This is a genomic window from Aeromonas aquatilis, assembly GCF_054052405.1.
In genome coordinates this window covers 1-19,899 of record NZ_JBSTYP010000040.1, presented here as the reverse complement: position 1 = coordinate 19,899, position 19,899 = coordinate 1, and the positions used below count along the sequence as shown (strand labels likewise).

Here is a 19,899-nt window from a genome sequence, read left to right as displayed (position 1 = left end):
CATGCCCTTATCAAATTGCTTTTATGTATTTATTTCTGGTTGTAATAAATTCATCTTTCATAAAAATACAGCAACACAATAACCAAAAAAGGCAAAACAACAATAATCCGATGAGTGATGAAAGGATTATATTTTCATGGAAAAATGATGAGGCAATAAAAAGTGCAACAATAAGCGCAAGACTATTTGAAAGATAAATTTTATACGTTAGTTTAAACTGTTGAATAGTAGTTAGCCCACCAACTTTCTCACTATAAAAGCAATTAACGAATAGGCTTAATATAGAAGATGTCATCATTCCAATACATAAACCAATGACTCCAAATCTAAACGAGCAAATAATAGTCAAGACTCCAATTATCTTTTTTATAACTTCAGCCTTTAAAAACATATCTGAACGTTTTTTAACCTGAAGCAGATTTAAGTTGAATACGTGTATAGGATAAAAAACATAGCAACCACACAATATGATCAAGTATTTTGATGCTGCAAGCCAAGCGGGCCCCAATAGATAATAAAAAAATGCATCTGATAGTACAACAAGAATACAGACTAAAGGCGTGAATATAAATGTAGACAATATGATACTATCACTAAATATTTTATTTATTTCCGTAGCGTCATGAGCCTTACTCATTAAAGGAAGATTAACTCTTTGTATAATGCCAATAAATGAACTTGTTGGCAATTCAATTAATCGCTGCGCTTGATAAAACAATCCAACCTGACTAGATGAATACAGCTTACCAATTATAACAATGAAACTATTTGCATATATAACTTCAATGAGCGAGGATAAAATTAGTTTGTAGCCATAACCAAACATATCTTTAAACTCGTTAACATCAAACGCTTTTATTGGCCGCCATTTAAATATATATACATATAAACACATTGATATTATTGCATTAAACAGAGATTGTGCAACCAGAGCCCAAACACCATACCCATGGTATGCCAACGCAACACCGATTACTCCACTTGCTAAAGATGAAGATACAGTAACCTTTGATTGAGATTTAAAATCTAGGGCTACATTTAGTTTTGCACGATAAACTACGGTTAGAGAATTAACAAGAATGACGCAACCTAATACTCTTAGTACATCTTGTAATATAGGTTCATGATAAAAAAATGAAATCAATGGTGCGGAAAAATATATTATTATATATATAAAAAAGCCAACCACTATATTAAAATAAAATGCTGTCGAATATTCAATTTCGGAGGGTTTCCCTTTGCGAATTAACGCACTAGTAAACCCGCCATCAATTAATAACTGTGCGATTGAAATAAAAATTGATGTCATTGCGATGACACCAAATGCATTTGGAGTAAGCAGCCTTGCCAAAACTAATAGTGTAAGAAACTGAACCCCCTGTGATACTATTTTTTCAATTGCACTCCACTTTAATCCATTTTTCACATGGCTCACTTAATCACCACTCTTAAAAATACTTGAAAAATGTTATGTTAACTCATGTCGAAATGTTTAAAACATACAATGAGCAAGTATCAATCAAAGATACTCATAACGTATAAGCTAGACACTAGCCTCAAAGCTCAATAACGTTTTCATCTTTATCACCTTGGAATGATTTAAAAGATAGATACAGCAAGTGGATTCTACATCGCCTCATATAAATGGTCTATAAACTACTCTTATCCATAAGTTCAACTTCAAGTTCTAACATAGATTTTTTTCTATTTTTTATTTTTTTTGCAGGAACTCCCATATAAATGCTAAATGCTTCACAATCAGTCCTGACCATTGATAGTGCCCCAACAGCAACACCTTCATGTAGGGTAATTCCAGGCAATAATAAAGAACCACTACCGATGACTACATGCTTCTCTAATTTTACATCGGCATGCTTAACATTGGTATATTCACTAGGAACCATTGGGTTCGTCATAAACGAACCACTATAGTCATCATTACTTGAGTATATTGCGACTTTTGAAGATATATTGCAAAAATCAGAAATTATTATTTTCCCAGCACCAATAAGTGAACTATATACAGCAATATGAATGTAATCACCAATATCGATACCGCCGCTGCCTGCAGAAAGCACACAAAAATCATCAATTCGAACATTGCTGCCGATACGAATACGAGCAGCACCATAAATTGATGCTTTATCAGAAATAAGGACATTACTACCGATTGACAAAAAACCCATATCTTGCAACTGTTGCACATTCAGATATGCCATACTCACGCCTCATTGATTAATTTTATTATATTTAATTGATCTTCTAATTTTAGCGTATCAAATATTGGTAAGCATAAAACTTTATCTGAAACAACATTGGCATGCTCTAAATTTTTAGCATTAGAGCTAACTAAACCACGATACATTGGCATATTGCTAATAAGGGGATAGAAATAACGTCTTGACAAGATGTTATTATCTTTTAGCTTTTCATATAGTTCATCTCGACTAAGTTTATAGTCATTATCTACAAGTATCGGAAAATATGAGAAATTACTATTCGCATAAGGATTATGTTTATACATCGTAATGCCAGGCACATCTCTCAACGCAGTACGGTAACGCTCATCAATAATTTGCCTAGATTGCATTGCTTGATCTATATGTTTTAATTGAACCAAACCAAAGGCAGCATTAATTTCACTCATCTTTCCATTAATGCCAGGAGCTGTAACTGTTAATTCATCTGCAATACCAAAGTTCTTCAAACGATCAATTCGCTGTTTAGTTTTAGCATCTGGACTAATAATTGCCCCCCCTTCAAAAGTATTAAATACCTTAGTGGCATGGAAGCTCAAAATTGAAAGATCACCCCAATTAAGTATACTCTGCCCTTTATATTTAATGCCAAACGCATGTGCTGCATCATATATTACTTTCAGACCATAGTTATCTGCAATCTTTTGAATTGCCTCAACATCACAAGGGTTAGAATAACAATGTACAGGCATGATAGCTGTAGTACGTGGCGTTATAGCAGCTTCAATTTTCTCAGGATCAATATTAAATGTAGTTGGATCAATATCTACAAATACCGGTTCGAGACCATTCCACATAATAGAGTGGCTAGTTGCCACAAAGGAGTATGGCGTCGTAATCACTTCCCCATTAATTCGCATTGCTTGCAATGCTGTAATTAGTGCAATTGTAGCATTATTAAATAGTGATACATGCTCTACCCCTAAATATTCTGCTAGTCTGACCTCAAGCTCTTGATGAAAAGGCCCATTATTTGTTAACCATCTATTATCCCATATTTTCTCAAGGTACGGGATAAACTCTTTTAATTCAGGCAAAAATGGCTGTGTGACAGGAATGTTTTTTTTCATATCGAAACCTATTTACATCTATTTTATGTTATTTGCCATGTGACAATATCTATATAAAATAGAACTAATTCATGGCAATTTAAATTGAAATTACTTTATGAACAATAGTTCGCACAATAATATTGGTTTCAACCGACTTGACCATTACGTCAAAATAGAGTTGCTTTATTCATACAAGGTTGATTCATATCTTTATGCGATAAATTTAAATTTAAATTTTCTACAGGCCATTTTATCGATATATTTTTATCATCCCATTTTATTCCTCTATCACAATCTAAATTGTAATAATTTGTAGTTTTATACAAAAATTCAGCTGTATCAGTCAACGTCAAGAAGCCATGCGCAAATCCTTCCGGAATCCACAGTTGCCGCTTGTTCTCCCCTGAAAGGTGTACCCCAACCCATTGGCCGAAAGTCGGCGAACTTTTGCGAATATCTACCGCTACATCAAATACTTCGCCTGCCACACAACGCACCAACTTGCCCTGGGCATGAGGCGGCAACTGATAGTGCAAGCCACGCAATACTCCTTTCGAAGATTTTGAGTGATTATCCTGCACAAAAGTAACCGAATATCCTACCGCCTCTTCAAACAACTTGTGATTGAAACTCTCAAAGAAAAAACCACGCTCATCACCAAATACTTTTGGTTCAAAAATAAGCACATCAGGAATAGCGGTCTTGATTACATTCATCTTTATATCCATACGTAATTCAATTTTTATGGGGAGGCAGTTCTCCTCCCCCATATCACATCAGGCTTTGGCGACCATTCTTAACAAATATTGTCCATAGGCATTCTTTGCCAACGGAGCAGCAAGTTCACGGACCTGGTCAGCATTGATAAACTTCTGGCGATAGGCGATCTCTTCCGGACACGCGACTTTCAACCCCTGACGTGTCTCGATGGTCTGAATAAAGTTGCTCGCTTCAATCAGGCTTTCATGGGTGCCGGTGTCAAGCCAGGCATAACCACGACCCATCATCGCCACCGACAAGTTACCTTGTTCCAAGTAGATCCGGTTCACATCGGTGATTTCCAGCTCACCGCGTGGCGATGGCTTCAGGCTCTTGGCGATCTCCACCACGCTGTTGTCGTAGAAATAAAGGCCGGTCACCGCATAGTTGCTTTTCGGTTCCAGGGGCTTCTCCTCAAGTGAAATAGCGGTTCCCTGTTCATCAAATTCCACAACTCCGTAGCGCTCCGGGTCATGCACATGGTAGGCAAAGACGGTTGCACCACTGTCTTTACTTGCTGCCGCTTCCAGTTGTTTCTGCAGATCATGGCCGTAGAAGATGTTGTCTCCCAGCACCAGTGCACAGGGGTCTGAACCGATGAACTCTTCGCCCAGAATAAAGGCTTGCGCCAATCCGTCCGGACTTGGCTGGACCTTGTATTGCAAATTCAGGCCCCACTGGCTGCCATCGCCCAACAACTGTTCGAAACGGGGGGTATCTTGCGGGGTGCTGATGATCAAAATATCGCGAATACCCGCAAGCATCAGGGTGCTCAGCGGATAGTAGATCATCGGCTTGTCATAGATGGGCAGCAGCTGCTTGCTCACCGCCATGGTGACTGGATAGAGACGGGTGCCAGAGCCACCGGCCAGAATAATGCCTTTACGTTTGGTCATGATGCTTGTTTCTTATTTTTAAATTGCAAAAGCAAAGGGTGGCTTGCGGCCACACCTTTTTCGTTTTATCCCTTCCAGTCAGGGATGCAGTCACTACCCCCCTGACCAGTAATTTATTTGCCCAGGATCTCGGTCAACATCCGCTCCACACCGACCGTCCAGTCCGGCAGCACCAGATCGAAGGTGCGCTGGAATTTGCCGGTATCAAGGCGGGAGTTATGGGGACGTTTGGCCGGAGTCGGGAAGGCGCTGGTCGGCACCGCATTGAGCTGTGTCACCGCCAGTTCAACGCCAGCCTCTCTGGCTTTGGCAAACACCAGCTGGGCGTAGTCAAACCAGGTGGTGGTACCGGAGGCAATCAGATGGTAAAGCCCGGCGACCTCGGGTCTGCTCTGCGCCACGCGGATCGCATGAGCGGTGCAATCGGCCAGCAGCTCGGCACCGGTCGGGGCGCCAAACTGGTCATTGATAACCGACATCTCGCTACGCTCTTTGCCAAAACGCAGCATGGTCTTGGCAAAGTTGGCACCACGGGCGGCGTAGACCCAGCTGGTGCGGAAGATCAGATGACGAGAGCAAAGCGCGGCGCCTTGCTCACCCGCCAGCTTGGTTTCACCGTAGACGTTAAGCGGTGCCGTTGCATCGGTTTCCACCCAAGGACGCTCGCCGCTACCATCGAACACATAGTCGGTAGAGTAATGCACCAACCAGGCACCCAATGCTTCCGCTTCTTTGGCAATCGCAGCCACGCTGGTCGCATTGAGCAGCTCGGCAAACTCCCGCTCGCTCTCGGCTTTGTCGACTGCGGTATGGGCCGCGGCGTTGACAATCACATCCGGTTTTACCAGACGCACTGTCTCGGCCACCCCTGCCGGATTGCTAAAGTCACCGCAATAGTCGGTGGAGTCAAAATCAACGGCAGTGATGCGCCCCAGCGGCGCCAGTGCGCGCTGCAGCTCCCAGCCTACCTGGCCGTTTTTGCCAAACAGCAGAATATGCATCAGGCACGCTCCCCATCGTTCTGTTCAATCGCGGAATAGTGCTGCTCAATCCAGGATTGGTAGGCGCCGCTCTTGACGTTACTCACCCACTCCTGGTTATCCAGATACCACTGCACGGTTTTGCGAATGCCAGACTCGAACGTTTCTTGCGGTTGCCAAGCCAGCTCACGGCTCATCTTGGTAGCATCGATGGCATAACGGCGATCGTGGCCGGGACGATCCGCTACATAGGTGATTTGATCGCGGTAACTTCTCCCCTCACCCCCTAGGGGCGAGGGAGACAGAGGTACCATCTCGTCGAGCAGATCGCAGATGGTGTGGACCACCTCCAGATTCTGCTTCTCGTTGTGACCGCCGATGTTGTAGGTCTCCCCGACCAAGCCAGTAGTCACCACCTTGTAGAGCGCGCGCGCATGATCTTCTACATAGAGCCAGTCACGGATCTGGTCGCCCTTGCCATAGACCGGCAGCGGCTTGCCATCCAGTGCATTGAGGATCACCAGCGGGATCAGCTTCTCGGGGAAGTGATAAGGGCCGTAGTTGTTGGAGCAGTTGGTGACAATGGTCGGCAGGCCGTAGGTACGGCGCCAGGCGCGTACCAGGTGGTCACTGGAAGCCTTGGAGGCAGAATAGGGGCTGCTGGGGGCATAGGGGGTGGTTTCGGTAAAGAGCGGCAATGGCTCACCAGGGGCGACTTCATCCGGATGAGGCAGATCCCCATACACCTCGTCGGTGGAGATATGGTGGAAGCGGAAGGCCGCCTTTCGCACCTCGTCCAGACTGTTCCAATAGGCTCGTGCCGCTTCCAGCAACATATAGGTGCCAACGATATTGGTCTCGATAAAGTCAGCCGGCCCTGTGATGGAGCGATCAACATGACTCTCGGCAGCCAGGTGCATCACCGCATCCGGTTGGTGCTGGGCAAATACCCGATCCAGCTCGGCGCGATTGCAGATATCCACCTGCTCAAACGCATAACGATCGCTTGTCGATACACTGGCCAAGGATTCCAGATTGCCGGCATAGGTGAGTTTATCGAGGTTGATAACGGCATCCTGAGTATCACGGATGATATGGCGCACCACGGCAGAGCCGATAAAGCCTGCGCCACCGGTAACGAGAATTTTCATAGATATGTGTTCTCTTGCGAAGAGTTGGTTTGAGAGAGGGGGCGGGCTAATGCAAAAACAAATTACAGCTCAGGGCTGTGGTCTTAAACATCAACATCACTACAAGGCATAGCGATAGGCGATGGGTAAAACCCAAACAAATCAGCAGTAAATTCATTGGCTACCGCCCCTGGGTTACAGCCCCCAGTTTGCTGCTTTTAACCTGATTGTGCTTGCTGTTGGTCATCGTGTCCTCCAGCATTATTTTGTCTTGATGGTGCTTTACCATGCGGCTACTTCGCATATTTCAGCAAGATAGCGCTCGTACATGGCAAGAACGATACACCGTACCAGCCCGATAGAGCGGAAGATTCTATCTCGATTACGACAAGACTGCACACCAAAAAGTGTCCTAATCTCTCGTTTTTAATCAAGAGTCGATGGAGAACCAAAAGAGCTGTATGACCCCTCCATATAAAGTGGTAAAAGAACAGCCAAATATGAGCGATATGGAGAAAAATGGGGCAACCATTTTGGTTGCCCCATTCACAGAAGGAGACTCTAATGAGGTCAACCCTGGCGCCTGCAGGTTAGTTCAGAGAACAATAGCCAGCTAGCCATCCAGCCATCAGTCATGTTTTGACTCATGGGTATGGGTCAGGCGCTCTGCTTTGCTGCTGTGTTTGGTGAAGTAGCGCATCACCAATACGAAGAAGAGGGGTACGAAGAAGATGGCCAGCACGGTGGCACTGATCATCCCCCCCATCACGCCGGTACCGATGGCGTTGCGGCTGCTGGCACCTGCGCCGGAGCTGATCACCAGCGGCAGCACCCCGAGGATAAAGGCGAGCGAGGTCATCAGGATCGGACGCAGACGCAGACGCGCCGCCTCCACCACGGCTTCACCCAATCCCATCCCCTTGTCGTAGAGCTCTTTGGCAAATTCCACGATCAAAATCGCGTTTTTTGCCGACAAGCCGATGGTGGTGAGCAGACCAACCTGGAAGTAGACGTCGTTCTCCAATCCGCGAAGGGTGGCAGCCACAATGGCCCCCAGAACCCCGAGCGGTACTACCAGCATCACCGAGAACGGAATGCTCCAGCTCTCGTAGAGGGCTGCCAGACAGAGGAACACCACCAACAAGGAGATGGCGTAGAGCGCAGGTGCCTGTGAACCGGCCTGACGCTCCTGGAAGGAGAGCCCGGTCCACTCGATACCCACCCCTTCCGGTAGCTGTTTCACCATCTGCTCGATGGCGGCCATCGCATCACCGGTACTCTTGCCGGGCGCCGCCTCACCGACGATCTCCATCGCCGGTACGCCGTTGTAACGCTCAAGACGCGGTGAGCCGAAGCTCCATTCGGTGCTGGCAAAGGCGGAGAAGGGCACCATCTGACCGGCACTGTTGCGCACATACCAGAGTTTCAGATCTTCCGGGTTCATCCGGAAGGGGGCATCCGCCTGCATGTAGACCTTCTTGATCCGGCCACGGTCGACGAAGTCATTGACGTAGGAAGAACCCCAAGCGGTAGCCAGCGTGTTGTTGATATCCGCGATGGAGAGCCCCTGCGCCAGCGCCTTCTCGTAGTCGATCTTGATATCGAGTTGCGGCGTATCTTCCATCCCGTTCGGGCGTACCCGCACCAGAGTGGGATCCTGCGCCGCCATGCCGAGCAGCTGATTGCGCGCCGCCATCAGCTTGTCGTGACCGATACCGCCGCGATCCTGCAGGAAGAAGTCAAAACCGGTCGCCGTCCCCAGCTCCGGGATCGGAGGCAGGTTGAAGGCGAACACTTGCGCCTCCTTGATGCTGAACAGATAGCCCATGGCGCGGCCGATAATGGCATTGGCGCTGCGCTCCGGGCTCTTGCGCTCGCTCCAGTCCTTGAGCTTGATAAAGGCCATCCCCGCGTTCTGGCCACTACCGGCGAAGCTGAAGCCGGATACGGTCAGCACAGAATCGACATTATCCTTCTCGTTTTTCAGGAAGTAGTCGCGCATGTCTGCCAGCACCACCTCGGTGCGCTGCTTGGTCGCCCCCACCGGCAGTTGCACCATGGACATGATGACCCCCTGATCCTCTTCCGGCAGGAAGGAGGTGGGCATTCGCATAAAGAGCACTGCCAGTACCGCCAGCATGGCACCGTAGATCAGGCTGTAGCGCACGCCCTGTTTGATCACCTTGCGCACGCCGCTCTGATAGCGGTTGGTACCGGCATCAAAGGCGCGGTTGAACCAGCCAAAGAAGCCGCGCTTGGCACCAAACTCGCCATGTTTCATCGGCTTGAGCAGGGTGGCACAGAGCGCTGGGGTCAGGATCAACGCCACCAGCACCGACAGCACCATGGCCGAGACGATGGTCAATGAGAACTGGCGATAGATGGCACCGGTCGAGCCGCCGAAGAAGGCCATCGGTACGAACACGGCGGAGAGCACCAGGGCGATCCCCACCAGCGCGCCGGTGATCTGGGTCATCGACTTGCGGGTCGCTTCCAGCGGGGAGAGATCCTCCTCGCTCATCAGCCGCTCCACGTTCTCCACCACCACGATGGCGTCATCCACCAGCAGGCCGATGGCCAGCACCATACCGAACATGGTGAGGGTGTTGATGGAGAACCCGAACGCTGCCATCACCCCGAAGGTACCGAGCAGCACCACAGGCACCGCAATGGTCGGGATCAGGGTGGCGCGGAAGTTCTGCAGGAACAGATACATGACGCAGAACACCAGGAAGATCGCCTCGATCAGGGTCTGCACCACCTCCTCGATGGAGATCTTCACAAACGGTGTGGTGTCGTAGGGGTAGACGATCTCCATGTTGGCCGGGAAGTAATCCGCCAGCTCATTGAGCTTGGCACGCACCTTCTCGGCGGTATCCAGCGCGTTGGCACCGGTCGCCAGCTTGATGGCAACCGCGGCGGTAGACTGGCCGTTGTAGAGCGCATCGGCGTCATAGCTTTCGCCTGCCAACTCGACCCGGGCCACATCTTTCAGCCGTACCTTGGAGCCATCCTGATTCACCCGCAGCAGGATGTCGTTGAACTGCTCCACGGTAGAGAGACGGGTCTGCCCCATGATGGTGGCGGTGAACTGCTGATCTTCCACCGATGGTGTGCCACCCAGCTTGCCAAACGCGACCTGGGCGTTCTGCGCCTTGATGGCCGCCTGCACATCCCCCGGGGTCATCTGCACCCGGTTAAGCTTGTTGGGATCGAGCCAGACCCGCATGGAATACTGGCTGCCGAACAAGGTGATATCCCCTACCCCGTCCAGACGACTCAGAGGCTCCTTGATGTTGGAGACCACATAGTCCGCCAGATCGTCGTTGTTCATCGAGCCATCGCTGGAGATGAACGCCGCGACCATCAGGAAGCTGCTGGAGGTCTTCTGCACCCGGATCCCCTGCTGCTGCACCTCTTGCGGCAGCAGCGACATCGCTTGTTGCAGCTTGTTCTGCACCTGCACCTGGGCGATATCGGGATCGGTCCCCGGCTGGAAGGTGAGGGTCACCGACACTCGCCCCGCGGAGTCAGACTGGGAGGACATGTAGAGCAGGTGATCCAGCCCGGTCATGTTCTGTTCGATGATCTGGGTCACCGAGTCTTCCACCGTTTTGGCAGAGGCGCCCGGATAGCTGGCGGAAATACCAACCGCGGGCGGCGCAATGCTCGGATACTGGGCGACCGGCAATTTGATGATGGCCAGGCTGCCCGCCAGCATGATCACCAGCGCGATCACCCAGGCAAAAATGGGTCTGTCTATAAAAAATCGAGCCATGAGGCGACTACTCCATCCTACTTGTTGGCCGGGGTGTTGGACGCAGCTTGAGCAGACGGTGCATCAGCACCCTGCTCGGCGGGATTGACCACGGCGCCCGGTCGTACTTTCTGCAAGCCAGCCACGATCACCCGCTCGCCGGAGGTGAGCCCTGACTCCACCACCCAGTTGCTGCCGACGATACGGCTCAGCTGCACGTTGCGCAGCTCCACCTTGTTGTCAGCGGTTACCACCATCACGGTGGCGCCGCCGTTGGGGGTGCGAGTCACGGCAGTCTGCGGCACCAGCAGCCCTTGTGCCCGCTCCCCCTCTTGCAGGGTGGCGCGCATAAACATGCCGGGCAGCAGCAGCTGGTGAGGGTTGGGCACAATCACCCGCAGGGTCACCATGCCGGAGGTCTCATCCACGGTCACATCGGAGAACTGCAGCGAGCCCTCTTCGCCATAAGTGGAGCCATCTTCCAGCTGGAAGGTCACCTTGGCCCCTTTCTGCTCGTCCTGGGTCAGCTTGCCCTCGGCGACCAGTCGCTTGAGGCGCAGCAGATCGGCGGTGGACTGACGCACATCCACATACATGGGATCGAGCTGCTGGATGGCGGTCAGGCTGTCTGCCTGCTGGGCGGTCACCAGCGCACCCTCGGTCACTGCGGATTTACCGATGCGGCCGCTGATGGGGGCTGTGATGCGGGTGTAACCGAGATTGATCTCGGCAGTGCGCAGGGCCGCCTTGCTCGCCATGATCTCCGCCTTGGCCTGCTTCCAGCTGGCGTCGGCGTCGTCATAGTCCTGACGGCTGATGGATTTGACCTTGAGCAGCTCCTGATAGCGCTGCGCCTTGAGACGGGCGCTCTGCTCGTTAGCCTCGGCCTTGGCCAGATTGGCTTTGGCGCTGGCAACCGCCGCCTGATAGACAGCCGGGTCGATCTGATAGAGCAGATCACCCGCCTTCACATCGCTCCCCTCGGTAAAGAGGCGCTTGAGGATAATGCCGCTCACCTGCGGACGCACTTCGGCCACTCGCAGCGGGGCGCTGCGGCCGGTTAACTCGGTGGTCAACATCAGCGGACCGCTCTGCAGGGTCACCACGTTGACCGCCGCGGGGGGCATGCCGCCCTGTCCCTGGGGCGCGCCACCCTTGTCACCACAACCTGCCAGCAAGCCTGCAGCCAGCAAGGCAAGACCAACTGAACGAGCAAGAATATGTTTATCCATGAAACACCTGAGCCTTTGCCAGTCAACGAACATTAAGGGCCAACTGACCCCTGTTGGAGAAAATCAAAAAGATGAGGCAATATACATACATCCATAAATGTATGTAAGTGGATTTACTTACATGAGGTATCTATCGCAATGGCCAGACGAACCAAAGAAGAGGCGCAGCAAACCCGCAGCCACATCATGAGTACGGCGCTGGATCTGTTCTGCTCGCAAGGGCTGGCCAAGACCAGCCTGACCGACATCGCCAGGGCGGCAGACCTGACCCGCGGGGCCATCTATTGGCACTTCAAGAACAAGGACGAACTCTTCATTTCGCTCTGGCAGGAGCTCTGCAGCCCCCTCGCCCACCAGCTCGATGCCTGCCTCAATCCAGATGAGCCGGATCCGCTGGGGCAACTGCGCCTCTTCTTCGAAGGGGTGCTCCACAGCTTCATTCACAATCCGGCCCAGCGGCAGATGTTCACCATCCTGTTCAATCTCGAATCGCTGGAGGGGGAAGCCATCTCACTGCGCGAGCATATCCGCAGCGAGTCCGCCCACTTTTTTCGGGAGCTGGAGACGACCCTGGCCAATGCGGTACGGCGGGGCCAGTTGCCAGCCAACCTCAACCTGCAGCGCGCCGCCACCCTGCTCCACTGCACTCTGGATGGCTACATCATCAACTGGCTCCACTTTCCGGGGCGGATCGACCTGCAGGGCGAATCCGCCTTTATGATAGAGAGCATGTTCACCATGCTGGCCCAGCCCCACGGGCCTGCCTGCGGCCGCTAATCAGCTCCGGCAACTTCCTCACATCCAAATCGGGGCCTGACCGCGCGCTTTGGCAGTCAGGCCCCGATTTGTTACCCTGTGCGCCCCCTGCTTGAGGTAACCCCTGTGCCACACTCTGACGCCATCCCCGCATCCTTGTCATTGAACGACCAGCGCGCCCACGCTCGAGCTGCCTTTGTGGCGCGCCTTAAACCCGGTGCTCACCTGCTCAATGGTCAGTGCGGTATGGGGGAGGATCTGTGCTGGCTGCGTGCAGAAGGGTATGTGGTCACCGCCTGTGACGCTGTGCTGGATGATGCCAAAGTCGCCTCGCAGCAATCTGGACAAGCGGTGCGGGTCTGCCCGCTGGCGAAGATGCACTCGGTGCTCCCTTACGATGGCATCTGGCTGAGTCGCCCGCTTGATAGCGACGCAGCCACCCTTGTCCCCCTGTTGCAACAATTGGCAGCCCTGCTCAAAGCGGGCGCTCCGCTCTGCTTCCCTCTGCAGCCAAGCGGCGAAATGAGCCACGCTCAGTTACAGCAACTCGTCACCACATCCGGGATAGCACTGCAACTGGCGCCGATGGAAGCCGTATCAGCCAACACGTCAGATTCCGCAAATCAAAACGCCAGCCACTACGTCATCTTGCTGCGTGGCGATCATCAGGCCACCTAACGGGCTAATTCATCACGGATTTCCCCGTTCAACGCCAAGCCGACAGCTAGTCGGCGATCTTGGCTTTCGACAATATTTAACTCGGCGTTAACGCATAAAAGGCAGACATAACACGGCTTACGTGTTAAAAAGTGTGATTAACATCAAAATTTAATAACAAAACAGACAATACAACCAACTCCGGATTTCCTTATGAAACTTGTCCTGAAACTCATTGCTGGCATCCTTGCCGGTCTCTTGCTCGGTCTCTACGCCCCTGAGTGGGTGGCGCGCGTGCTGTTTACGGCCAAGACAGTGATAGGTCAGCTGATCACCTTCACCATTCCGCTCATCATTCTGTTCTTTATCATGAGCGGCATCGCCAGCCTGCCGAAGAACTCCGGCAAGCTGCTGGGCAAAACCGTGGCTCTCTCCTACTGCTCCACCATTCTGGCGGGGCTGTTCGCCTTTACCGTGGCGAGCCACCTGATCCCGCAGCTCACCACCGCTGCCGAACCCACCACGGCCACGGCCATCAAACTCGCCTCCTACGTCAATCTCGAGATCCCGCCGCTGTTTGGCGTGATGTCGGCACTGGCTGCCGCCTTCGTGTTCGGCATTGGCATCAGCGCCACCCAGGCCACCGATCTGCGCCGGGTCGCCGACCAGGGTCGTGACATCATCGACCGCCTGCTGGCCAAGGTGATCATCCCGCTGCTGCCGTTCTATATCGCCGGGGTCTTTGTCGAGATGACGGTAGAAGGCACCGTATTCGCTACCCTGAAAACCTTCGGTGTAGTGCTGGTGATGGCGATCCTGATGCACTGGATCTGGCTCTCCGTGCTGTTCGTCGGTACCGGTCTGGCCCTTGGCCGCTCACCGACCCAGCTCATCAAGAACATGCTGCCCGCCTACTTCACCGCACTGGGGACCATGTCGAGCGCCGCCACCATCCCGGTCGCCCTGCAGTCGAGCAAGAACAACGGGGTGAGCGACGGTATCGCCAACTTCACTGTGCCGCTGTGTGCCACCATTCACCTCTGTGGCTCCACCATTACCCTGGTCACCTGTGCCACCGCGGTGATGTTCCTCTCCGAGCATCTGGCCATTCCGGGCATCGAGACCATGCTCCCCTTCATCATGATGCTGGGGGTGATCATGATCGCCGCACCGGGCGCGCCGGGTGGTGGCGTGATGTCGGCGCTGGGCCTGCTCACCTCCATGCTCGGTTTCGGTGAAGCCTCCATCGCCCTGATGATCGCCCTCTATCTGGCGCAGGACAGCTTCGGCACCGCCTGCAACGTCACCGGTGACGGCGTGATTGCCCTGTGGGCGGATCGCTTCGCCAACGGTAGCGAGAGCGCAGCCCCCGTGGCCGAGGCCGAACAGGCGTAAGCTCGCCGGGAAGGCCCGACCATCCTCTGCAAAAACCGCAGGCCCGAACCTCTGTTCGGGCCGGCCTCGTTTCTGCCCCCTTCCCTGCTTTTGTACGTATTCCTCCTCCCCCCTCTTTACCCCTCTCTGCCGTAAACAACACTCACGCTACCCTCTGCCCTCGACAAAATTATTGGCATATGCCACATACAAGCGTATAAATGGCGTATGCCAATTAGGAGCCACCATGCCAAGACCCAAGATTGCCCGCCAGATCTGTGGCCGCCCCGCCAACAGCTGCTTCAAACCCAACGGCCGCCCCATGCATCAGCTGGAGCAGGTCACGCTGGCCCCTGACGAGTTCGAGGCGCTGCGCCTCGTCGACCTTCAAGGAATGCAGCAGCAGGAGGCCGCCCTGGTGATGGGGGTTTCCCGCCAGACCTTGGCCAATATCCTGAAAAAAGGGCGCTACAAGGTGGTGGAGTGTCTGAGTCTGGGCAAGGCATTGATGATGCAACCCGCCGAGCCCGACCACCAAACCAGTGGAGAAGAGCCGACATGAATGCTGTCACAACCATGACCACCAACCTCAGCAACAGCGCCCTGATGCTGAATCAGGGGTTGCTGGCTGGCCACTTTACCCGTGCCGAGCAGTTGCAGATCCTCAGCCCCGAAGGGAACGTTATCGCCACCATGGCCAACCCGGCCGCCGCCGAAGGCTGCCACGGCAAGCAAGCCTTGCTCGACTCCCTCGCCCATCATCAGGTGGGCCAGGTGGTGGTGCGCAATATCGGCGAGCGGATGCTGGGTCGCCTGCTGGCGGCCAATATCCGGGTGCTGCAGTGCCGCTCTGCCCGCCTGCCGCTGCCCACGCTGCTGGCCCCCGCCAATCTGCAGCCTCTCACCGAGGTCAGTCAGGGCCGCCCGTCTCGCCGTCATCAGAGCAAATCGGCGATCCGTGCCATCCAGCCTGTTGGCGCAGGCCAGAGTCATGCCCATTGTCATGGTGGTTGCAACAGTGGTTCCGATCACTGTTGCGCCAGTGGTGGCCATCAGGCAGATAGCCCACGACAAGGCCATACTTGTTGCCACGGCAGTGAGGGCGCAGGCCAACAGGGCGGTTGCTGCCATCATCACTGATGCCATCGCCGTGCATGTCATCACCACCAAGGAGAAGAGATCATGTCCATCTGGTTGTTGAGCCTGCTCGCCTCGTTCGTGCTGATCCTGGCCATGGGCACCATCATCTGGTGGCGCCAATACCAGCTTGCCCAGAAGCGGGAGGATAAAGAGGTGCGCCCCTGTGGCTGCTCCAGCGCCTGCGCAGATCACCTCCACCAAATCAGCGAGCCGACGCCCAAAAAGTAACCTGGCCGCGGCCGCAATAGCCGCAGATACAAGGTCAGCAAAATGAAGGCGCATTGAATAGAAAGGCGCATAAAAGAGAGGGGACACCGCCGGTGCCCCCTCTCCTGTTAATCCTCGTCATGCTTGACCCGCCGCTTTCCCCCCGCACTCACCACGACCGCTCAACCCGGCTCTGCGCCGCTGGCCGTCTCTCCCGCCGGACGGGCTGGATCCTGATACTGCTGATAGATGGCATAAAGCTCGGCCTTGTTGTGCAGGGCCGCGGCAACACAGGCGGGATCGAACTGGCTGCCGGCATGCTCCTCCAGATAGGCAAAGGCCGCCTCGAACGGCCAGGGCTGCTTGTAGGGACGCTCGCTGGTCAGGGCATCAAACACATCAGCCACCGCCACGATGCGCGCCGCCAGCGGAATCGCCTCCCCCGCCAGTCCCAGCGGATAGCCGGTGCCATCGAAGCGCTCGTGATGGCTGGCGATGATGTTGGTCAGCATATCGGTGTGGTGAATACCGTCGAGGCCGAACTCGCTGATCATCAGGCTGATCATCTCCCGCCCCTTGCCGGGGTGGATCTTCATGATCTCGAACTCTTCCGGGGTCAGCTTGCCCGGCTTGAGCAGGATGCCGTCCGGCACCGCAATCTTGCCGATGTCGTGCAGCTCGGAGAAGAGGTAGATAAACTCCACCTCCTCATCGCTCAGCCCGCAAGTCGGGGCCAGCGTCTTGGCGATCAGTCGGGAGTAGGCCGACATCCGGTGCAGATGGTTGGCGGTCTCCTCATCCCGATAGCGGCTGAACTCCCGCGCCGTGGTCAGCGCCCCGCCAAGGGTCTGAATGGAGAAAAACTCCACCGCTATGATGGCAGACAGCATCTGGGCGTAGGCCGACAGTTCGCTTCGGATCGGTTCGTTGAAATAGTCCGGCTCCATGGCATCGCAAAACAGAAAGCCAAACAGCTTGCTGTTGAACAGCAGCGGCTCGGTATAGCTGGAGGCATAGCCGGCCTCCAGCAGCTTGCGGCTGTGCTCAGACGCAGAGTCTCGCAGGGCATCGAGATTGCCGAGCACACGGGAATGGTGATTCTCTGCCAGATAGCGCAGGGAAGGCACATCGCTCAGCTTCACCTCATACTGCACCAGCGGCGAGTGCCCCTCGGTACTGTGGGCAAATGTCTTGAGCTGATCCGTATGGGGATCATAAATCGCGATGGCCACCCGGCTCAGCTTGTCAAAACGCTCCCTGAGCGTGGCGTGTACGCTCTGCATCCTTTCGCCAAATGAACTCTCCATGACCTTCTCCACCGGATCCCCGTGGTGGGAGTATAGTGACTCCCTCTGTCCCCCTCACCTCTGTTGACATGAAAACCAACAAAGCGGGATCCCGATAACAACCCCGTCCCGCGGGGTCAATAGCCCCATTGATGGCAGGCCATTGGCGGCAATTCACACCGCCCAATCCTGCCCACTCGCAGATATTGTTCGGTTCTCCCGGCTCCGCTGTATAGTTTTTGGTTAACCATTCCGGTAAAATCCGCGCCCTTAAAGAAGAGCCACCTAAGAGTGATTGAGCGATGTCCAACACAAAACAGGCCCCCAAAGTAGGATTCGTCTCCTTGGGTTGCCCCAAAAATCTGGTCGATTCAGAACGCATCCTGACCCAGCTGCGTACCGAAGGGTACGATGTGGTGCCCAGCTATGACGATGCCGAGCTGGTCGTCGTCAACACCTGCGGCTTTATCGACAGCGCGGTGCAAGAGTCGCTGGAAGCGATCGGCGAAGCGCTGGCCGAGAATGGCAAGGTGATCGTCACCGGTTGCCTCGGCGCCAAAGAGAACCAGATCCGCGAGATCCACCCCAAGGTGCTCGAGATCACCGGCCCCCACGCCTACGAAGAGGTGCTGGGTCACGTCCACAAATATGTGGCCAAACCGGAACACAACCCCTTCACCAGTCTGGTACCGGCCCACGGCGTCAAGTTGACCCCGCGCCACTACGCCTATCTGAAGATTTCCGAAGGGTGCAACCACCGCTGCACCTTCTGCATCATCCCCTCCATGCGCGGAGATCTGGTGAGCCGCCCAGTCGGCGACGTGCTGGCCGAAGCCAAGCGCCTGAAAGAGGCGGGTGTGAAGGAGATCCTGGTGATCTCCCAGGACACCTCCGCCTACGGCGTCGATGTGAAGCACCGCACCGGTTTCTACGACGGCATGCCGGTCAAGACCAGTATGGTCGCCCTGTGCGAAGAGCTGGCCAAGCTCGATATCTGGGTACGTCTGCACTACGTCTACCCCTACCCGCACGTGGATGACGTCATCCCGCTGATGCGCGATGGCAAGGTCCTGCCCTACCTCGATATTCCGCTGCAACACGCCAGCCCGCGTATCCTGAAACTGATGAAGCGTCCGGGTACCGTCGAACGCACTCTGGAACGGATCCAGAAGTGGCGCGAGATCTGCCCCGAGATCACCCTGCGCTCCACCTTTATTGTCGGCTTCCCGGGCGAGACCGAGGAAGAGTTCCAGATGCTGCTGGACTTCATCGACAAGGCGGAGCTGGATCGCGTCGGCTGCTTCAAATACAGCCCGGTCGAAGGGGCGCTGGCCAACGAGCTGCCGGATCCGGTACCGGAAGCCGTACAGGAAGAGCGCTTCCAGCGCTTTATGGAGCTGCAACAGCAGGTCTCCATCCGCAAGCTGGCCCGCAAAGTGGGTCAGGAGCTGACCGTTATCATTGACGAGGTGGATGAAGAGGGCGCCACTGGCCGCTCCTTTGCCGATGCGCCAGAGATCGACGGTCTGGTCTACCTCAACGGCGAAACCGGCCTCAAGCCGGGGGACATGGTCAAGGTACGGATCGACGAATCCGACGAATATGACCTGTGGGCCAGCCTGATCAGCTAATTGAGGCTTTACCAGCCAAATGAAAAAAGCGCCTGCGGGCGCTTTTTTATTGGCTGAATGTCGCAGGCAAAACCGCTGGCCTAGCTCAAATCATGGAGCGCCTTGCCAAGAGGCGGGGTGAGGCGCAAGTCAGAGAAGCGCACCGCCAACCCCTGCCGCTCCGGCGTGCAGCACATCACCCCGATAAAACAGCGCTCGCTTGGCGGGAACGGGGCGAGGCGCAGCAACGGCCACACCTTGCCATCGGTGGAGTATTGCAAACGCAGGCAGTCCGCCAGCCGGGTCAGCCGCAGCCAGAAGCGGCGCGGATTGCCGGGGAAAATGCCGGTGGCCCAGTCAGAGCGCGGATTGGTCAGCACGCTGCCGATCATCGGCTGGGCATCGTTGTACTCGATCCCCGCTTTCAGCCAGTGCGCCTCGTCTTGCAGCAGCATCACCCCCGCCTGATCGTAGAGGGTGGTGAACTCCCCCTCGACACAGACCTGAAAGGTAAACTCCCCCGCCACCTCGCAGCCATAGAGATGCCCGCTGTGGCGCTCGAAGCCATACCAGGTGCTGCGCCAAAAATCGGTCTGCTGGTCCGTTACTACCTGCAAACCGTCGTCTGTCTGGTGCCACTCGGCCGGTTCATTGAGCCAGCGCCACTGCGTCCCTTCCATCATCTCGTTCAACTCCTGTTGCCTCGCCAACTTGCCACTGGCGCCAGCGTCCACCGTCACAGCGCCAACAAGAAGATGAACGACTCAAGGTCGCCATTCGGGCTGCTCACAGCAAGACGCGCCAG

General features: G+C 54.1%; 18 protein-coding genes. 7 read left to right on the top strand and 11 right to left on the bottom strand.

Features of this window, described 5'->3' with window-relative positions; genetic code table 11:
* Nucleotides 1-10: 10 nt before the first annotated feature.
* The 9 genes from ACW5W8_RS15870 to ACW5W8_RS15830 form a co-directional block, all read right to left on the bottom strand.
* Entirely contained in the window at nt 11-1,435 is a 1,425-nt protein-coding gene (locus ACW5W8_RS15870) for a lipopolysaccharide biosynthesis protein (RefSeq protein WP_482320440.1), read from the bottom strand.
* 214 nt (nt 1,436-1,649) lie between these two features.
* Entirely contained in the window at nt 1,650-2,219 is a 570-nt protein-coding gene (locus ACW5W8_RS15865) for an acyltransferase (protein ID WP_045789385.1), read from the bottom strand.
* Nucleotides 2,220-2,221: 2 nt separating this feature from the next.
* Nucleotides 2,222-3,328: a dTDP-4-amino-4,6-dideoxy-D-glucose aminotransferase VioA gene (gene vioA, locus ACW5W8_RS15860; RefSeq protein WP_045789384.1), complete on the bottom strand. Its 1,107-nt coding sequence runs from the start codon at nt 3,326-3,328 to the stop codon at nt 2,222-2,224.
* 149 nt (nt 3,329-3,477) lie between these two features.
* Nucleotides 3,478-4,026 (bottom strand): dTDP-4-dehydrorhamnose 3,5-epimerase, encoded by a 549-nt coding sequence (rfbC, locus tag ACW5W8_RS15855; protein WP_045790994.1) that lies wholly within the window; start codon nt 4,024-4,026, stop codon nt 3,478-3,480.
* A 60-nt stretch (nt 4,027-4,086) separates the two neighbouring features.
* The gene (rfbA, locus tag ACW5W8_RS15850; protein WP_045789383.1) at nt 4,087-4,965 is read right to left on the bottom strand and encodes a glucose-1-phosphate thymidylyltransferase RfbA; all 879 of its coding nucleotides are present in this window, start codon (nt 4,963-4,965) and stop codon (nt 4,087-4,089) included.
* A 113-nt stretch (nt 4,966-5,078) separates the two neighbouring features.
* Nucleotides 5,079-5,966, bottom strand: coding sequence for a dTDP-4-dehydrorhamnose reductase (gene rfbD / locus ACW5W8_RS15845; RefSeq protein WP_482320442.1), 888 nt, complete (start codon nt 5,964-5,966; stop codon nt 5,079-5,081).
* Complete coding sequence (rfbB, locus tag ACW5W8_RS15840) at nt 5,966-7,096, bottom strand: dTDP-glucose 4,6-dehydratase (RefSeq protein ID WP_498628661.1); 1,131 nt, start codon at nt 7,094-7,096, stop codon at nt 5,966-5,968. Before rfbB ends, rfbD begins: the two co-directional genes overlap by 1 nt.
* Nucleotides 7,097-7,703: 607 nt before the next feature.
* On the bottom strand, nt 7,704-10,853 hold the full coding sequence (locus ACW5W8_RS15835; RefSeq protein WP_498628659.1) for an efflux RND transporter permease subunit: 3,150 nt from the start codon (nt 10,851-10,853) through the stop codon (nt 7,704-7,706).
* Nucleotides 10,854-10,870: 17 nt separating this feature from the next.
* Nucleotides 10,871-12,064: an efflux RND transporter periplasmic adaptor subunit gene (locus tag ACW5W8_RS15830; protein ID WP_498628657.1), complete on the bottom strand. Its 1,194-nt coding sequence runs from the start codon at nt 12,062-12,064 to the stop codon at nt 10,871-10,873.
* A 138-nt stretch (nt 12,065-12,202) separates the two neighbouring features.
* Here ACW5W8_RS15830 and ACW5W8_RS15825 point away from each other — a divergent pair, with 138 nt between their 5' ends.
* The 6 genes from ACW5W8_RS15825 to ACW5W8_RS15800 all read left to right on the top strand — a co-directional run bounded on the left by ACW5W8_RS15825 (nt 12,203) and on the right by ACW5W8_RS15800 (nt 16,219).
* Nucleotides 12,203-12,841 carry a TetR family transcriptional regulator gene (locus ACW5W8_RS15825; RefSeq protein ID WP_498628656.1) on the top strand — a complete coding sequence of 213 codons (639 nt, stop codon included), beginning with the start codon at nt 12,203-12,205 and terminating at the stop codon, nt 12,839-12,841.
* Between the two features lie 105 nt (nt 12,842-12,946).
* Entirely contained in the window at nt 12,947-13,498 is a 552-nt protein-coding gene (locus tag ACW5W8_RS15820) for a hypothetical protein (RefSeq protein WP_498628654.1), read from the top strand.
* 192 nt (nt 13,499-13,690) lie between these two features.
* The gene (locus ACW5W8_RS15815; protein WP_498628652.1) at nt 13,691-14,872 is read left to right on the top strand and encodes a dicarboxylate/amino acid:cation symporter; all 1,182 of its coding nucleotides are present in this window, start codon (nt 13,691-13,693) and stop codon (nt 14,870-14,872) included.
* 226 nt (nt 14,873-15,098) lie between these two features.
* Nucleotides 15,099-15,413, top strand: a complete 315-nt coding sequence (locus ACW5W8_RS15810; RefSeq protein WP_005344221.1) for a DUF134 domain-containing protein — start codon at nt 15,099-15,101, stop codon at nt 15,411-15,413.
* The gene (locus tag ACW5W8_RS15805; RefSeq protein ID WP_498628650.1) at nt 15,410-15,991 is read left to right on the top strand and encodes a NifB/NifX family molybdenum-iron cluster-binding protein; all 582 of its coding nucleotides are present in this window, start codon (nt 15,410-15,412) and stop codon (nt 15,989-15,991) included. The genes ACW5W8_RS15810 and ACW5W8_RS15805 overlap by 4 nt, the downstream gene beginning before the upstream one ends.
* 42 nt (nt 15,992-16,033) lie before the next feature.
* Nucleotides 16,034-16,219, top strand: coding sequence for a hypothetical protein (locus ACW5W8_RS15800; protein ID WP_127008414.1), 186 nt, complete (start codon nt 16,034-16,036; stop codon nt 16,217-16,219).
* 161 nt (nt 16,220-16,380) lie between these two features.
* On the opposite strand, the gene ACW5W8_RS15795 is transcribed toward ACW5W8_RS15800, so the two are convergent.
* Nucleotides 16,381-17,505 carry an HD domain-containing phosphohydrolase gene (locus tag ACW5W8_RS15795; RefSeq protein WP_498628648.1) on the bottom strand — a complete coding sequence of 375 codons (1,125 nt, stop codon included), beginning with the start codon at nt 17,503-17,505 and terminating at the stop codon, nt 16,381-16,383.
* A gap of 281 nt (nt 17,506-17,786) precedes the next feature.
* Here ACW5W8_RS15795 and rimO point away from each other — a divergent pair, with 281 nt between their 5' ends.
* On the top strand, nt 17,787-19,115 hold the full coding sequence (rimO, locus tag ACW5W8_RS15790; RefSeq protein WP_498628646.1) for a 30S ribosomal protein S12 methylthiotransferase RimO: 1,329 nt from the start codon (nt 17,787-17,789) through the stop codon (nt 19,113-19,115).
* Nucleotides 19,116-19,195: 80 nt separating this feature from the next.
* Here the strand turns inward: rimO and ACW5W8_RS15785 are convergent, their stop codons facing one another.
* The gene (locus ACW5W8_RS15785) at nt 19,196-19,777 is read right to left on the bottom strand and encodes a DUF1349 domain-containing protein (protein ID WP_498628644.1); all 582 of its coding nucleotides are present in this window, start codon (nt 19,775-19,777) and stop codon (nt 19,196-19,198) included.
* Nucleotides 19,778-19,899: the final 122 nt, after the last annotated feature.

Excerpts from the sequence above, each read along its gene's own strand:
- ACW5W8_RS15865 (WP_045789385.1), bottom strand. The coding sequence starts at position 2,219 with ATGGCATATCTGAATGTGCAACAGTTGCAAGATATGGGTTTTTTGTCA.
- vioA (WP_045789384.1), bottom strand. The coding sequence starts at position 3,328 with ATGAAAAAAAACATTCCTGTCACACAGCCATTTTTGCCTGAATTAAAA.
- rfbC (WP_045790994.1), bottom strand. The coding sequence starts at position 4,026 with ATGAATGTAATCAAGACCGCTATTCCTGATGTGCTTATTTTTGAACCA.
- rfbA (WP_045789383.1), bottom strand. The coding sequence starts at position 4,965 with ATGACCAAACGTAAAGGCATTATTCTGGCCGGTGGCTCTGGCACCCGT.
- rfbD (WP_482320442.1), bottom strand. The coding sequence starts at position 5,966 with ATGCATATTCTGCTGTTTGGCAAAAACGGCCAGGTAGGCTGGGAGCTG.
- rfbB (WP_498628661.1), bottom strand. The coding sequence starts at position 7,096 with ATGAAAATTCTCGTTACCGGTGGCGCAGGCTTTATCGGCTCTGCCGTG.
- ACW5W8_RS15835 (WP_498628659.1), bottom strand. The coding sequence starts at position 10,853 with ATGGCTCGATTTTTTATAGACAGACCCATTTTTGCCTGGGTGATCGCG.
- ACW5W8_RS15830 (WP_498628657.1), bottom strand. The coding sequence starts at position 12,064 with ATGGATAAACATATTCTTGCTCGTTCAGTTGGTCTTGCCTTGCTGGCT.
- ACW5W8_RS15825 (WP_498628656.1), top strand. The coding sequence starts at position 12,203 with ATGGCCAGACGAACCAAAGAAGAGGCGCAGCAAACCCGCAGCCACATC.
- ACW5W8_RS15815 (WP_498628652.1), top strand. The coding sequence starts at position 13,691 with ATGAAACTTGTCCTGAAACTCATTGCTGGCATCCTTGCCGGTCTCTTG.
- ACW5W8_RS15810 (WP_005344221.1), top strand. The coding sequence starts at position 15,099 with ATGCCAAGACCCAAGATTGCCCGCCAGATCTGTGGCCGCCCCGCCAAC.
- ACW5W8_RS15805 (WP_498628650.1), top strand. The coding sequence starts at position 15,410 with ATGAATGCTGTCACAACCATGACCACCAACCTCAGCAACAGCGCCCTG.
- ACW5W8_RS15800 (WP_127008414.1), top strand. The coding sequence starts at position 16,034 with ATGTCCATCTGGTTGTTGAGCCTGCTCGCCTCGTTCGTGCTGATCCTG.
- ACW5W8_RS15795 (WP_498628648.1), bottom strand. The coding sequence starts at position 17,505 with ATGGAGAGTTCATTTGGCGAAAGGATGCAGAGCGTACACGCCACGCTC.
- rimO (WP_498628646.1), top strand. The coding sequence starts at position 17,787 with ATGTCCAACACAAAACAGGCCCCCAAAGTAGGATTCGTCTCCTTGGGT.
- ACW5W8_RS15785 (WP_498628644.1), bottom strand. The coding sequence starts at position 19,777 with ATGATGGAAGGGACGCAGTGGCGCTGGCTCAATGAACCGGCCGAGTGG.